Consider the following 13,034-nt stretch of genomic DNA (forward strand, 5'->3'; position numbering starts at 1 on the left):
GACCGCGCCCCGCCCCGGGGCGCGCCCGCCCGCCGCGCCCCCTGCGGGGGCTGTCCCCCACGGCGCGACGACGGGGCCCGTGCCGGACCCGCTTTGGCGGCCGGCCGGTCCTCCGCGGCCGGGGACGCCGGTGCGGGAGCGCCCCGGGAGCTGTTGAGCCCCCTGCCGCGGACGACGCCCACGAAGTCCTGCACGAGCTCCTCCTGCTCCTCCGGCAGGTCCTGCGGCCACACCAGCGCCACGGGGACCGTGGCGGCATCGGGCACCACGCGGTGGACGAGGTCCTTGCGGTGGTGCAGCCGGGCGAGCGACATGGGCACGACGACCAGCCCCAGGCCCGCGGCGACGAGCTCGACGGCGTCCCGGGCGTGGCGCATCGGGGGCAGCGGCGCGTCCGCGGCGACAGCCTCCGGGGAGCGCAGCCGGTGGCGCTCGGGGAGGGTCGCCGGCTCCTGCAGCAGCACCTCGTCCACGAGCTCCGCGACCGGCACCTCGTCGAGCAGGGTCAGCTCGTGGTCCCGCGGCAGCACCACGACCTGCTGCTCCGCGTAGAGCTCCACCGCCCGGTACTCCTCGCGCAGCGTGGCGAGGTCGTCGAGCCCGGGGCGCGGGTGCGCGGGCAGCCGCACGAAGCACGCGTGGGCGCGCCCCGCTCCCAGCTCCTCCTCCCACGCGTCCGTCTCGAGCGGGCGCTCGGCGAGGACGCGGCCGGGGTTGCGGTCCCGCCACCGGAAGAACCACTTGCCGGGCATCACGCCGGGGACGAAGGCGACCGCCAGGTCTGCCGTCTCGCCGGCCTCGTCGGCTGCGGGGTCGTGGGGTCCGGGCGCGTCGTCCATGCCGGTCAATCTACCCACTGCCGACCCTGCTCCCCGACCACCGGCGGGAACCGCCCCGGACGCGCCGGGCGCCCGAGATGCGAAACCGGCGCAGGATGTATACGATGGAACGGTTGCTCCGGGGCTATAGCTCAGTTGGTAGAGCGTTTCGTTCGCAATGAAAAGGTCAGGGGTTCGATTCCCCTTAGCTCCACCAGAAGGTCGTTGTTCAAACCAACGACATCACCAGTTTGAGTTCCGGATTCGACTGTCTGTCCTTGGCGGCGGACGGCGAGGGTCTGGACGTCCGGGTCGAGGAACACGTTGAACGGCACTCCGGGTTCGGCGTGGATGGTGTCGTCGTCGTGGACGATGAGTTTGTCGAAGAAGGCTTGATTGGCGATCCGCCGTAGCGAGTCGTTGATGCTCATGTAGATGGCGTGCATGTCGCCTGCGAGGGCGAGGCAGTCATCCAGGTGCGCCTTGGCTTGCTCGTATTCGATGTCCCCGGCGTTGAGCTGGGCGTCGAGGAACGCGAGCCTACGGGCGATGCGGTCTTGCTCGGTCCCTAGGAGGTCGAGGGGTACTGCGCCGGCGTAGTGGGCCTGCATGAGTTTCTGCCGTTCGTCGCGCAGGGCGTCTCGTTCGGCCTTGTACCCCTGGGCCTCTTGTTTGGCGACCTGGTGGAGTCGGTCGAACTCGCTGGTGACCAGCTCACGGAGCGCTGGCAGGACGTGTTCGGGTATCTGCATGTGCCGGTAGTGGTCCTCGACGGCGGCTTCGATGTCTGGCACGAACATGGACTTGCGTTCGCAGTTGGTGCGCTTGGCGTGCCGCCCGGTGCACATGAAGTACGGATAGATCACGCCGCGGCGACTCTTGGCGTTGGTCAACGTCAAGCGTGATCCGCATTGGCCGCAGTAGAGGCTGCCCTTGAGGTAGTGGTCATGGGATTGGGTCTTCTCCCCGGAGGTCTGATGCGCGGTGAGCACGGCCTGGACGCGGTACCAGACCTCGGGGGCGACGAGGGGTTCGTGTAGGCCCTCGTAGGTGGCGCCGCGGAAGCGGACGCTGCCCTTGTAGTAGGGGTTGGTGAGCATCTTGTGGATCGTGGACAGCACCGGCGGCTTCGAGGGCCGCTTCGGCGTCGGGACGGTGGTCAGGCCCCGGTCGATGAGTTCTTCGCGCAGGCTGATCGTGGAGTGGTTCCCGGTGGCGTAGGCCTCGAAGGCCCACTTGACCAGCGGTGCCCGGTCGGGATCGACCTCCACAGCGCGGACCTCACGGCCGAGTTCGTCGCGTCGCGTGACGTTAAGGTAGCCCATCGGGGCCTTGCCGTTGGTGCCACCACTCCGTGCTTTCTGGTTCATGCCCTTGGAGACCTCGCCGGCGAGGTTGCGGGAGTAGAACTCCGCGATGGTGGACATGATGCCGTGCAGCAGCATCCCCGAGGGGGTCTCGTCGATGTTCTCGGTCGCGGAGACGAGCATGACGCCGGCCTCTTTGAGGGCGAGGTGGATGGTCACGTCGTCGGCGCGGTTGCGGGCGAGCCGGTCGACCTTGTGGACGATGCAGTAGGCGACCTGGTGGGTCTTGACGTACTCGATCATCCGCATCAGCTCGGGCCGGTCGGCCTTACGTGCGGACTCACCGGCGTCGATGAACTCCTCGACGATGATCGCGTTCAACCCCTGGGCCTTGCGCAGGTTCGCCTCGCGCTGGGCGGGGATGGAGAAGCCCTCATCCCGTCCGCCCTTGGACGCCTGTTCCTTGGTGGAGACGCGCAGGTAGGAGACCGCCAGGGTGGTGGTCTCCCCGATGTGATCCAGAACCTCGGTGGCAGAGGGGGTTTGTGTTGTGGTGCTCATGGGTCGTGTTTTCCCTTCCCGAATGGTCGGGCCAGCACCAGCGGGACTTGGTCCGCTGGTGCGGTGCGACTCGTAACGGGGAAACACGACCCAGCGGGTTCCGCTTCAGCGGTTCCTGCTGGGTAAGCCACGAAGGCCAAACAGGACTGCGCACCACGGGCTGAACCACGCGCGGGTTCAGCCGTTGGCTTCTTGCGTGCTCGATTCTACCTCGTCGCCTCCGACAGGCCCGGTACTGTCCGGCTCGGGCCATGGTGCGGGGCGTTGGGCATCTTGGGTGCGGGCGCGGGCCACGCCGATGAACAGTTGGACCAGCTTGTGCAGGTCCGGGCTCTGCCGTGGTTCGGCCTCGATGCGGTAGTCGCGCATCCGCTCCGGCAGGCGCTCGTCTCGTGCGGGCCGGTGTGGGCGGGTCATGAGACTTCTCCGGTGGGTTCATCGAGGGTGCGGAAGAACGCCTCCTCGGCTTCGCGGCGGGCTTGGACCTGCTCGAAGACGAACTGTACGAAGTCCTCACCCCGGTCGGCGATCACGGTCTCCTCCACCGGCGGTGCGGGGTCCTCGCCAGGCCAGACGGTCTGGCGGGTGGTCCGGTCCCGGTCGAGGCGGGTGCCGGAAGCACTTACCCATTCGCGGAGCCGATTGCGGGTGTCGGCGAAGTCGCGGTGCCAGCCGTTGGGTGCGGACCCGTTCTGTTCGGGGTCGTAGGCGCACAGCCAGTGCAGGTGCAGCGCGGATAGTTCCCAGAGGAGTTCGGGGTGGCGGTGCCAGAACGGCGGCACCACCGACGCGGGGAGCCCGTAGGTGCGGCGCAGCCAGGCGACCCAGTCATTGAGCGCCAGCCACTCGGCTTCCAGGTCATCGGCGCTCAGCAGGTTCCAGTTCACCGGGTGCGGTGGCTCAGCCACATTACCGGCTGGGTCGTCGGTGTCGGGCTCGTCGTCCAGATAGTCCGGCTCGTCACCTGGGTGGTCGGGTTCGTCTGGTTCGGGAGTGTGCTTGCTCATCGTCGATAGCCCCTGTCGGTCACATACTCACGGCCGGCGCCGACTGGGTGGCCGGTCGACGCTCGGGTGCGGTGAACGCGGCGGAGTCGCGTTCGGGTGCGGTGCGGCGGGGTGTGCGGTCGACGTCGTAGCGGGTGCGGGCCATGTCATGGCCGAGGCGGCGGGCGACGAACTCCTCGCCTTCGATGTTCTGCCCGTCGCGCTGGTAGGTGTACTCGCGGACGTACCCCTCGGCGACGAACTTGTCACCCTTGGCCAGACGTTCGTGGCCCTGCTCGGCGGCGGCCTTGAACGCGACCAGGTTGTGGAAGGTGGTCTCGGTCTGGGTGAACGACCCGTCGTCCTCTTGCCGGTAGTGCTCCTTGCCGACCTTCATGAACAGGCGGGCATCACCGCTCTCGGTGTGGCTGAGCTGCGGGTCGGACGCCACGAACCCCGAGAACGACTGCTGGGTGCGGATAGCCATCTGACTCTCCTCCTGACACATCACGCGACCCCACGTGCAGGACCGCTCGTGTCAGACAGGTGCACCCACGCGACCAGACGTGGTCAGGAGCCAGGGCGGCGCAACAGCGCTTCGATCTCGGCCCGGTCACCCTTGAGCTGGGCGGCATCAGACCGCGAGGGCCAAGGACGCAGATCGGTCACGATCGGCGATGCGGCACGCAGCAGGGTCACCCCGGTGCCGAACGGCAGGGTCCTGATCCGGTCCGGCGGGAGTATCGGCACCCGGCGCACCGAGCGCTGATTGGAGCGGGTGCCGTGATCGCCCAGGGTCACCGAGTCGGTGTATTCGTCGCGTTCGCCGATGAGGGTGGAGAGGTCTTGGAGGTCGCGGGAGTTGGAGGCACCGCCGAGGATGACCTTCACGATGGAGGCGTCCCAGATGGCTCCGGCGGCGTTGTCGGACCACTTCTCCCGCGCCTGGGCCAACGACTGCAACACCGGCAGGGTCGTTATCCCCGTGCCACCGCCCTCGGCCATCAGCGTCGGCAGGGAGGGCAACGGGGCGAGGTTGCCGATCTCATCGAGTGCCAGCAGCAGCGGCGGGTCGAGGCGTGCGCCGGGTGAGCGTGCGGCGATCCGGCGGGCGGTCTCGATGAGGTCTTCGACGAACGCCGCCACCAGAGCGGCCGAGGCGCCGGCTCCGGCGCCGGTGGCGAGCAGATAGAGGGTGCCGCGGTCTTGGATGAAAGTCTCGGGGTCGAAGCCCTCACCCGGCCCCGGTGAGACCGCATCCAGCACGCGAGGATCGGCCAGGGCTCCGAGGGCCAGCGCCACGCCTTGCCAGATGGAGTCCCTGGTCTTGGGGTCTGAGTCGATCATCGCCCCGAGCGAGTCCGCCCACCCGGTCGCGGCCTGGGTGGTGTTGGTGAGGATGGCGACGGCCTCGGCGGCGGCGGTCGGGTCGAGAGTCCAGCGGAACAGCTCCGCGGGTGGGCGGTGGTCGAGGGCGGCGGCGTGCAGGAGGGCTTGGAGGGCGGTGCGGGTCTTGCCTTCCCAGAACCCGCCGGATTCCACCCCGCCGGCGGAGAGTCCGGTGGCGGAGGCGAGTCCGGTGGCGCGGATCATCGCGGTCAGGGGGTCGTGGCAGCCGCGGATCGGTGACCACCGCATCCCGGCGGGGATGCCTTCTGCGAGGTGCTGGGGGTCGAACACCGCCACCGGACGACCGTCTCGTTGGCGGGCGCGGAGGGTGGCGGTGAGGTTGTCCGGCCGCGTCGAAGTGGTGACGACAGCGCCGGGCGCGTCCAGGATGGCGTTGATGACCACATGCAGGCCCTTACCCGAGCGGGGTGGGCCGATCAGCAGGATCGAGTCCTCCACCGAAGCCCACACCTGCCTGCCGCGCGAACGACCCAACAGGTAGCCCACATCGGACGGTGCGGCCTCGTCGAGCGAGGGACGCAACGTCGCGGCGCGGCGTAGCAATGCCTTCGAAGACGCGGTCTGAGTGACCTCATGTGCCGTGGCGGTGCCGGCCAGGCGACGCGGGTCGGTCTCGACCTTGCGCGAGTGGCGACGCAGCCGTACCCACACCCACATCCCCGCCGCAGCGAGCACGCCGAGCAGGACGGCGGTAGTGATCCAGTACGCAGCCGGGTTCAGACCATCCGCATCCAGCGCCGTCGCGGGGTCGGCGGGATTGAACAGCACTCTGAGCCCGGATGCAGGGCCGGAGGCGGGTTGGGGTGTGCCGGTGAGGAGCGCGGCCGCTGATCCTGCGGCGCGCAGGACGAGCGCGAAGCCGAAGGCACCGATCAGGGTGACGATGGCGGCATTGGTCAGCTCATCGCCCATGCTCCCAGTCTGCCGCTGCCCGGTCACCGTGAGAACCGCCGGATGTGCAGGGTGCCTGAGACCCGTCCCAGCAGCACGACCTCACCGGCGCCGCCGGCCAGGACAGGCGCGAGCCGGTCGGTGTCGATCAGGGCGCGGGCGTGGCCGGTGCCGGTGGCGTCGGTGTGAGCGACGACGACGGCGACCGCGATGTCCTCACCGGGCACGAACCCCTCACCGGTGACCTCCACCAGCTCCGGCCCCTGCTTGGTCTTGGTGTGCTTGTCACGCTGTTCCTGCGGCTTGGTCTCCGCGGGTTCTGCCGGTGTGGGCTTGCGGGCGCGGATGAGGTCGGTGAACACGGACCCGTCGACCTCGCGGACCTCGATCCGCACCGCGATGGTCCGGTCCGCAGTGATCGCGTCCATCAGCTCACCGAAGGTGCTGCGCGTCCACGCGGCGCCCTGTTGTGGTGGCGGGAACGGTGTGCCGTCGACGGTGACGTCCAGGGCACCGTTTTCGGCGACTGTGACGATGACGTGTGGCAGCAGCACCGGGGTCTCTGCCCGGTCCTGCCCGGTGGTGCGGCGTGGCTTCTTCGATGCCATCAGATGACCCCCTGGGTGAGGCGGGAGCTGGTGTCGAACAGTCCCAGCTCGGCGGGGTGAAGCTGGTGCTGGGTCACGAAGGAGCGATCCTTGATCCGCCACAACCCCTGCCCGACCCCCAGCGAGGGGAGCAGCTTCTGTTCGGTGCCGGTCAGTCCGAGGGCGGTGGCGGTAGGTCCGAGCTGGTCGGATTCCTGCCGGTACACGATCCTCGTCTCGGCGTTCGCCAGCAGGCTGTTGGCGAGGGAGCGCATGGCTGAGCCGTGGTCGCCGACGTTGTCGAGGTCGGAGAGCTTGTGGAAGATCAGCATGTTCGCGATCCCGTAATGACGAGCGAGCCGCCAGTGCGCGTCCATGCGCTTCAACAGCGCCGGGTGGGACATGAGACGCCAGGCCTCGTCGTAGATCACCCACCGCTGCCCACCGGCCGGGTCCAGCAGTGCGGACTCCATCCACGCGCTGGAGCACGTCATCAGCACCGAGATGAGGGTGGAGTTCTCCGTCACCCGCGACAGGTCGAGGCTGATCATCGGCAGCGACGCGTCGAACGCAACAGTGCTCGGTCCGTCGAAGAGCCCTTGAAGGTCACCAGCGACGAGCCTGCGTAGGGCGTGGCCGACGAGCCGGCCATCCTCGGCCAATCGACTGTCGGCGTCTGCCTCTGAGGTGCTGGGGTTGAGGATGTGGTCGACGACCATCGGCAGGATCGGCACGTCGTTCTCCCGCACCGTGGCTGTCAACGCGAGGTCGATGGCGGTGTGCTCCAACGGCGTCAACCCGCGCGCGAGGACGGTCTCCGCCAGGGCGCCGATGAGGTCCCGGCGGCGGGAGGCCACGGTCGTCTTCCACTGCTCATCACTGAGCCCGCCGGGGCGGTGGCCCTCGTCGAGAGGGTTGAGCCGAGTGTTCAGGCCGTGGCCGAGGACGATCGCCCGGCCTCCGACCGCGTTCGCGACCGCGGTGTGTTCGCCTTTGGGGTCGCCGGGGACGTAGACGCGGCGCCCGAACGGCAGGGACCGGGTGTAGAGGGACTTGGCGAGACTCGACTTGCCGGAGCCGACGATCCCGGCCAACACGACGTTGGGTGCGGTGATGATGCCACGGGCGTACAAGACCCAGGGGTCGTAGACGAAGCTGCCGCCGGAGTAGAGGTCTTGGCCCACGAACACCCCGTCGGAGCCCAGCCCGCCTTCGGCGACGAACGGATACGCCCCCGCCAACGTCGCCGAGGTGTCCTGGTGGCGCGGGAGCCGGAACCGACCCGGTGACCTGAGCGCAGCCGGGCCGGGTTCGCCAGCGGCGGGTAGGTAGCGGGTGGCGCGGCGTTCGGCGCGCTCAGCCTCGGCCTTCGCGCGCGCGGCGGCTTTCTCGGCGGCATGCTGCTCGGTCAGGAGTTTGGCGGCTGCCTTCCGGCGTTGCCTGCGCAGGCGGCGGCGCTCGGCGGCGGGGGCGACGAGGACCGAGGTGTGCAGCCGCTCCCGCTCGTCTCCCTCGCCGGTCATAGTGACAGCCCCCGTCCCGAACCGGCCGAATTGCCAGAGGGGGTGGCGTACCAGTCGCGGTCCGCGCCGAGGGCGGCGCGCCGGGCAGCCGACGTCTCCCGAGCCGGTGCGGGGTCCCGGTGTGGCTGCTCGGCCTCGTGCACCGAAGCGTCTGATGGTGTGTCGAACTCGCGGTACAGGCCAACATGCCCGAGCGCGTGGTTGTAGGTCAGCGCGTACCCGCCGTCCTGGACGGTCCGGTCGGTGCTGCCGGTGGGCGGTTGGTCGTCGTAGACGTACCCGTTCTCCAAGGCCGCCTGGGTGGTCTCCTCGCCATAGTCGTACCCGCTCAGGCGTCCGATGGCAGCCTCGGCGCCGTCGCTGTCGATCAGATCGAGCACCGCATCGGTCTCCTCCCCCTGGAGGAAGGCCACGTTCAGCCACCGCCGCCCCACCCGCGCCGGTCCGGCGACGCGCTCGGTGGAGCCGTGCTCGCTCAGCTCGGCCAGGGCGTCGGCGTTGGTGCGGGCGGCCTCGGCCACCCACGCCGGGAACAGGCCCTCGTGATCAGGGCTGCTGCCGGGATGATCGATCGCGTACTGGCGAGCCTCACCCGCGGCGCTCAGGAAGGTCACGAGGTCGCGGATGGCGCGGTCGGGGTCGACGGGAGTGCCGGCGCCGGTGAACAGGTCCCGGCCCTCCACCGCTTCGCCGGTGGTGGTGTCGGTGATCCGGTAGGCGTAGCGCTGATGCTCACCCACCGGCGCATCGGTCCACACCGCCAACGTGAGCGAACCGGCCTGCACGGTCGTGGTGGCGGGGTCGCCGCCGAGGCGTGCCACCAGTCGTTCCCGGGCGGCGTCTCGGTCGACGACCGGTTCGGGGTGCCAGGCGATCCTCCCGGAGTGCGAGAACGCCGCGTCGAGCCGGTCATAGGCCTGATCCAGCAGCGTGCCGGCCTGGTGCAGCTCATCGGCCGCGGCCAGCGCGGACGCCGCGCCCGCGGTGGGGTCGCCGTCATCGTCGAACGCCCGATCCCGCGCACCCAGGTGGGTGCTGGCGAGCTGGTCGAGCACCTGGAGCAGCGACCGAACCCCCGCCACGAGGTCACCGAACACCCGGTACGTGTCCGCCGGATCATCGAACACGCGGGAAGCGTGGGCCAGGCCCCGCAGGGCCTCGGAGGCCTCGGCCGCATCGGCGAGCGGATCGTGGAACGTGGGCATCACAGCCTCCAAGACGATGGGCGAACAGAGAGGGGCGAACCCGGTAGTTCGGGCTCACCCCTCAGGTGCACACCGGCACCCACCCCCGGCTGGTCAGCTCAGACGCGGCGGCACAACGGCAGTGCGGCGGCGGTGAACGCCGCGGCCTGCTGGCCCACCAGTAACCGGGTCTCGCACCAGGCCTGAATGGCGGCCTGCTCGATCGCCGCCACCCCCGCTTCGAGCTCTTCCACTGTCGGGGCGGAGACAGAGATGAGGCCGGTGTATCTGAGGACGCCGTGGCCGGCGGTGAGGTCGGCTTCCTGCTGGAGCACGTCTTGGTATTCGGCGGTGTGGGCGGCGTCTTCGATCTGCCCGATCTTTGCCCGCTGAGCTTGGTCGGAGATGTGCTCGACCCTCTTCTTGCGGATGTCGCGTGCGGCTTGGTCGGAGCGCATTGGGGTGCAGATCAGCGAGAACGACCGCTGGATGCCGGTCGACAAGAGCACCGGGGACAAGAACCCCGGATACACCATCGAGCGGGGCCACTCCGAGACCCACAGCACGGCGTGGTGGGCGGAGTCGGTGCGGATGCGGGTCCAGGACTCGTTGACCGCGACCGGCCCGGCGGTGGCGAGGGATTGGCCGAGTTCGCCGTGGCGTTCCAAGGTGGCGGCGATCGCCGGGTCATACGCCGAGCGCAGGATCACCGCGATCTCGCCCGGTGACAGCCATCCCGAAGGTGTCAGGTCGGCGGACCGGAGCGCGGCCACGAGGGTGGACATCTCTTGGCACAGGACGGCGGCGGCGCCGCGGATGCCGCCGCCGGCGGTTCTGATCTGCCGGGCGGAGGACTTCATGTCCAGCGACAAGCTCAGGGTGGTGGCGTGGCGTTCGCCGGCTGGTCCGGCGCGGTCGATCAGCTCGGCGTAGGTGGTCGCGGCCCAGGTGTCGTCGGCGGTGCCGTGGGCGGCCCACCACTCGGCCAGTCCGGTGCCGGAGTCCGGCAGCGTCCGCTCTAGCACCTGCAACGTGGCGATGCGTCCGGAGCGGCAGACTGTGGCCAGGACGCGGCCCCAGGAGGTGACTCGTCGTTCCTGCTCGCCGGGGTCGAGGAGTACGAATGCCGGATGGGACACTTCGCAGACCACGGTGAGGGTCTGGGCGTGGGGGTCGTGGATCATCCCGGCCTCTGTTTCGGGGTCGGTGTACTCGCGCAGCCTGGCCATGTCACCGGGCAGCGCCAGCGCCCCGGCCGGGCGTGGGGTGACGACCCGACGGCGGTACAGGAGTTGTCCGCCGGTCGAACGCCAGAGCCACCAGAACGCGACCGGCAGCCACTCCACCGCGGGCCGGCCGGCAATCGGTATCCACGTCAGCGCGGCGGCGATCGCCCAGACCGGGGCGGTGTAGGCGAGCAGGATGCCGCCACCGGCATACAGGGCCCCGACCAAGGAGAGGATGCCGGTGGCGAGGGTGATGAGCTGAGACAGCGAGAGGCCCAGGAGGATGCCACGGCGGGTGAGCCGGGAGAACTTCACCGGCACCAACTCCGCCGACGTGGCGGGCTCGGTCTGCTTCGTGGGCATTGCGGATTCACTCCTTCCCTGTCGGCTTTGGTGCCGGCGGTGGGGGCTGCTTCGGCGGACGCGCCTCCGTCCCCGACGCCCCACCAGTGGGCGCCTTGGGCTGAGGCGTCGACGACGGGGGTGCCTGCGCGGACGGCGGGGTGCTGCCGGTCTGCCCGGCGGAGTCGGCCGCGGTCTCGCCCTGGTTGCCCAGGGCCTTGCCGGCCTTGGGTCCGGCGGTCGCGGCGTCCTTGGCGACCTTCGCCGCCACCACGGCCGCTGCTGCGGGCCCCGCCGCTGCAGCCCCAGCCCCAGCACCTGCACCGCTGCTCGCGGCCGCCTTCCCGCCACCGGCCCCGGCCGAGCCAGCGGTGCCGCTGGATGCTTGCGGCTTCGGGTTCTTCGGCTCCGGGGGCTTCTTTCCACCCCCACCGCCGCTCCCGCCTCCACCGGACTTGTCGTCACCGCCGTCGAGCACCTTCTTCGGCTCGTTCCCGTTGCCGCCGGGCTTGGAGGGGGTGGGGACGGGGCGGTTGAGGGCGTTCTTGGCGTCCTGCTCCGATCCGATGGCGTGGTACATGTCGAACCCGACGAAGTTCAGGAACTTGTAGGTCATGTAGGGGGCGAAGGCGGCCATCGCCATAAGCACGATCCCGGCGATCGGGTCCGCCACGGAGGCCAGGTCGCCGTCGATCGGTGCCGACACCTGGGTGATGGCAACGAGGAACATCACGACCAGGACGAGTTTGGAGACGATCAGGGCGATGACGAACATCGCCCACTTGCTGATCCACCCCTTCGTCGCATCCCAGGAGGCGCCGGAGAACGCCAGCGGGGCGAGCACGATCGCGACCAGCAGCAGCGCCTTCCTGACCAAGAGACTGAGCCAGACGATGGTGGCGGCCGATATCGCCAGCCCGGCGAGGAAGATGGTGATGATCGCGCCGACCCCTGGTGCGGCGATGTTGATCCCCACCAGCCCTGCGGCGAGCAGGGTGATCTTGTCGCCCATCGACTCGGTGGTCTCGCCGGCGGCTTGGATGATCCCGATGCAGAGCTGATCGACGATCTCCAACAGCAACGCGGTCAGGGTGATGACCACGAACGACCCCAGCACAGACTTGGCGAGGCCGAGGGCTGCACGACTGAGCGCGGTGGGGTCGCGGCGGATCAGTCCGGTGATGAGTTGGAGGCAGAAGAACAGCAGCATCACGAACACCGCGATGCCGAACAGGATGTTGTAGACCGCCACATACTCCGGCGACGTGACGTCGACCAGGGTCGTCGTGTCGAACACCGACCACACGGCCTCGAACAACCAGCCGGCGGCGGCGCCCATCGCGCCGGCGAGCCAGTCGAACGGAGCGGAGACCAGCGAGGCGGCGGCCTCGCCGGCGGTGTCACAGACAGTTGAGACAAGGGGGATATCGCACACACCCACCGCAGATCACTCCTTCACGAAGCAGAGTCGAGTGGGTGGGGTCAGACCTGCTGGCCGACGTCCCAGAAGAAGTTGATCAGCGTGACGCTGGCGCCGCAGATGACGGCGGCGCCACAGCTCACGAGGACGCCGACCTTCCCCCTGCCCGCCAGGTGCGGGTTGGAGGAGTTGGCGCCGAAGCCCCACACGATCGCCGAAATGATCAGCGCGAGGACGGACAGAATCAGCCCGATGGTCATCACGGCGCCGACGATGGTGCGGAGCTGGCTGATGCCGGGAAGTCCGGAGTCGTTGGGGTTGATGTCGATGTTGGCCGGCAGCACCATCGGCAAGGCGGTGGCGGTGGCGGTGGTTTCGGTGAGCAGGCTCAGGACGGTCATGGCGGGGTGCTCCTTCGGGGCGTCGGCGAAACAGTGGGTCTCGCCGATCAGGTGCACCGCCCGCCCCACACAGTCGGGACCATGAAGGGGTCCGCGAATGGGGTGTGTTCAGAGTTGTTGGCCGAGGTCGATCAGCCAGTTCATCCAGGCCACGCCACCCCCGGCGAGGACTGCTGCGCCCAGGGCGGTCCAGGCGCCGACACGTGCTTTGGTGGCAGCGGCGTGATGGCCGTTCGCGGTCGACAGCGCCCACACGATGATGCAGATGATCAGCATCAGCACCGCGATGATGAGCACGAAGGTGAGCAGGGCACCGATCACCTCACGCAGGTCACCGATCCCACCGAGACCTTCGAAGTTGGGGAACACGTCCATGAC

The 13,034-nt window shown here is 69.3% G+C and carries 14 protein-coding genes, 1 tRNA gene and 1 pseudogene; 3 read left to right on the forward strand and 13 right to left on the reverse strand.

The window, feature by feature from the left end:
* Positions 1 to 839, reverse strand: an 839-nt coding sequence (locus tag CRM73_RS03405) for a LysR family transcriptional regulator substrate-binding protein (protein WP_229586855.1), incomplete at its 3' end; no start/stop codon positions are given.
* A gap of 120 nt (positions 840 to 959) precedes the next feature.
* On the opposite strand from CRM73_RS03405, the gene CRM73_RS03410 reads away from it, so the two are divergent.
* The 3 genes from CRM73_RS03410 to CRM73_RS03415 all read left to right on the forward strand — a co-directional run bounded on the left by CRM73_RS03410 (position 960) and on the right by CRM73_RS03415 (position 1,723).
* Positions 960 to 1,035, forward strand: a tRNA-Ala gene (locus CRM73_RS03410).
* Between the two features lie 61 nt (positions 1,036 to 1,096).
* Positions 1,097 to 1,231 (forward strand): hypothetical protein, encoded by a 135-nt coding sequence (locus CRM73_RS19660; protein WP_255662367.1) that lies wholly within the window; start codon positions 1,097 to 1,099, stop codon positions 1,229 to 1,231.
* Positions 1,232 to 1,417: 186 nt separating this feature from the next.
* Entirely contained in the window at positions 1,418 to 1,723 is a 306-nt protein-coding gene (locus CRM73_RS03415) for a hypothetical protein (RefSeq protein WP_229586856.1), read from the forward strand.
* Here the strand turns inward: CRM73_RS03415 and CRM73_RS19885 are convergent.
* The 12 genes and pseudogenes from CRM73_RS19885 to CRM73_RS03470 all read right to left on the reverse strand — a co-directional run.
* Positions 1,634 to 2,686 (reverse strand): annotated as a pseudogene (locus CRM73_RS19885) (recombinase family protein); the annotation flags it as partial. The gene CRM73_RS03415 and the pseudogene CRM73_RS19885 overlap by 90 nt on opposite strands.
* Positions 2,687 to 2,863: 177 nt before the next feature.
* Complete coding sequence (locus CRM73_RS03420; protein ID WP_188550677.1) at positions 2,864 to 3,103, reverse strand: hypothetical protein; 240 nt, start codon at positions 3,101 to 3,103, stop codon at positions 2,864 to 2,866.
* On the reverse strand, positions 3,100 to 3,693 hold the full coding sequence (locus CRM73_RS03425; RefSeq protein WP_188550676.1) for a hypothetical protein: 594 nt from the start codon (positions 3,691 to 3,693) through the stop codon (positions 3,100 to 3,102). The genes CRM73_RS03420 and CRM73_RS03425 overlap by 4 nt, the downstream gene beginning before the upstream one ends.
* A 19-nt stretch (positions 3,694 to 3,712) precedes the next feature.
* Complete coding sequence (locus tag CRM73_RS03430) at positions 3,713 to 4,159, reverse strand: single-stranded DNA-binding protein (protein ID WP_229586857.1); 447 nt, start codon at positions 4,157 to 4,159, stop codon at positions 3,713 to 3,715.
* Positions 4,160 to 4,242: 83 nt separating this feature from the next.
* Positions 4,243 to 5,994 (reverse strand): type IV secretory system conjugative DNA transfer family protein, encoded by a 1,752-nt coding sequence (locus CRM73_RS03435; RefSeq protein WP_188550674.1) that lies wholly within the window; start codon positions 5,992 to 5,994, stop codon positions 4,243 to 4,245.
* 23 nt (positions 5,995 to 6,017) lie between these two features.
* The gene (locus CRM73_RS03440; protein WP_188550673.1) at positions 6,018 to 6,581 is read right to left on the reverse strand and encodes a hypothetical protein; all 564 of its coding nucleotides are present in this window, start codon (positions 6,579 to 6,581) and stop codon (positions 6,018 to 6,020) included.
* Positions 6,581 to 8,083, reverse strand: a complete 1,503-nt coding sequence (locus CRM73_RS03445) for an ATP-binding protein (RefSeq protein WP_188550672.1) — start codon at positions 8,081 to 8,083, stop codon at positions 6,581 to 6,583. The genes CRM73_RS03440 and CRM73_RS03445 overlap by 1 nt, the downstream gene beginning before the upstream one ends.
* Positions 8,080 to 9,288, reverse strand: a complete 1,209-nt coding sequence (locus CRM73_RS19890; RefSeq protein WP_370658517.1) for a hypothetical protein — start codon at positions 9,286 to 9,288, stop codon at positions 8,080 to 8,082. The genes CRM73_RS03445 and CRM73_RS19890 overlap by 4 nt, the downstream gene beginning before the upstream one ends.
* A 98-nt stretch (positions 9,289 to 9,386) precedes the next feature.
* Positions 9,387 to 10,856 (reverse strand): SCO6880 family protein, encoded by a 1,470-nt coding sequence (locus tag CRM73_RS03455; RefSeq protein WP_229586858.1) that lies wholly within the window; start codon positions 10,854 to 10,856, stop codon positions 9,387 to 9,389.
* 7 nt (positions 10,857 to 10,863) lie between these two features.
* Positions 10,864 to 12,276 carry a conjugal transfer protein TrbL gene (locus CRM73_RS03460; RefSeq protein ID WP_188550670.1) on the reverse strand — a complete coding sequence of 471 codons (1,413 nt, stop codon included), beginning with the start codon at positions 12,274 to 12,276 and terminating at the stop codon, positions 10,864 to 10,866.
* Positions 12,277 to 12,317: 41 nt separating this feature from the next.
* On the reverse strand, positions 12,318 to 12,602 hold the full coding sequence (locus CRM73_RS03465) for a DUF6112 family protein (RefSeq protein WP_370658518.1): 285 nt from the start codon (positions 12,600 to 12,602) through the stop codon (positions 12,318 to 12,320).
* Between the two features lie 162 nt (positions 12,603 to 12,764).
* Positions 12,765 to 13,031, reverse strand: coding sequence for a DUF6112 family protein (locus CRM73_RS03470; protein ID WP_188550668.1), 267 nt, complete (start codon positions 13,029 to 13,031; stop codon positions 12,765 to 12,767).
* Between the last annotated feature and the right edge of the window lie 3 nt (positions 13,032 to 13,034).

The sequence above is a fragment of the Kocuria sp. CCUG 69068 genome (assembly GCF_020833785.1).
GTDB lineage: Bacteria > Actinomycetota > Actinomycetes > Actinomycetales > Micrococcaceae > Kocuria > Kocuria rosea.

Coding starts and splice junctions, on each gene's coding strand:
- CRM73_RS03445 (WP_188550672.1), bottom strand. CDS start 8,083: ATGACCGGCGAGGGAGACGAGCGGGAGCGGCTGCACACCTCGGTCCTC.
- CRM73_RS03430 (WP_229586857.1), bottom strand. CDS start 4,159: ATGGCTATCCGCACCCAGCAGTCGTTCTCGGGGTTCGTGGCGTCCGAC.
- CRM73_RS03465 (WP_370658518.1), bottom strand. CDS start 12,602: ATGGTGCTGCCGGCCAACATCGACATCAACCCCAACGACTCCGGACTT.
- CRM73_RS03440 (WP_188550673.1), bottom strand. CDS start 6,581: ATGGCATCGAAGAAGCCACGCCGCACCACCGGGCAGGACCGGGCAGAG.
- CRM73_RS03420 (WP_188550677.1), bottom strand. CDS start 3,103: ATGACCCGCCCACACCGGCCCGCACGAGACGAGCGCCTGCCGGAGCGG.
- CRM73_RS03455 (WP_229586858.1), bottom strand. CDS start 10,856: ATGCCCACGAAGCAGACCGAGCCCGCCACGTCGGCGGAGTTGGTGCCG.
- CRM73_RS19890 (WP_370658517.1), bottom strand. CDS start 9,288: ATGCCCACGTTCCACGATCCGCTCGCCGATGCGGCCGAGGCCTCCGAG.
- CRM73_RS03425 (WP_188550676.1), bottom strand. CDS start 3,693: ATGAGCAAGCACACTCCCGAACCAGACGAACCCGACCACCCAGGTGAC.
- CRM73_RS03470 (WP_188550668.1), bottom strand. CDS start 13,031: ATGGACGTGTTCCCCAACTTCGAAGGTCTCGGTGGGATCGGTGACCTG.
- CRM73_RS03435 (WP_188550674.1), bottom strand. CDS start 5,994: ATGGGCGATGAGCTGACCAATGCCGCCATCGTCACCCTGATCGGTGCC.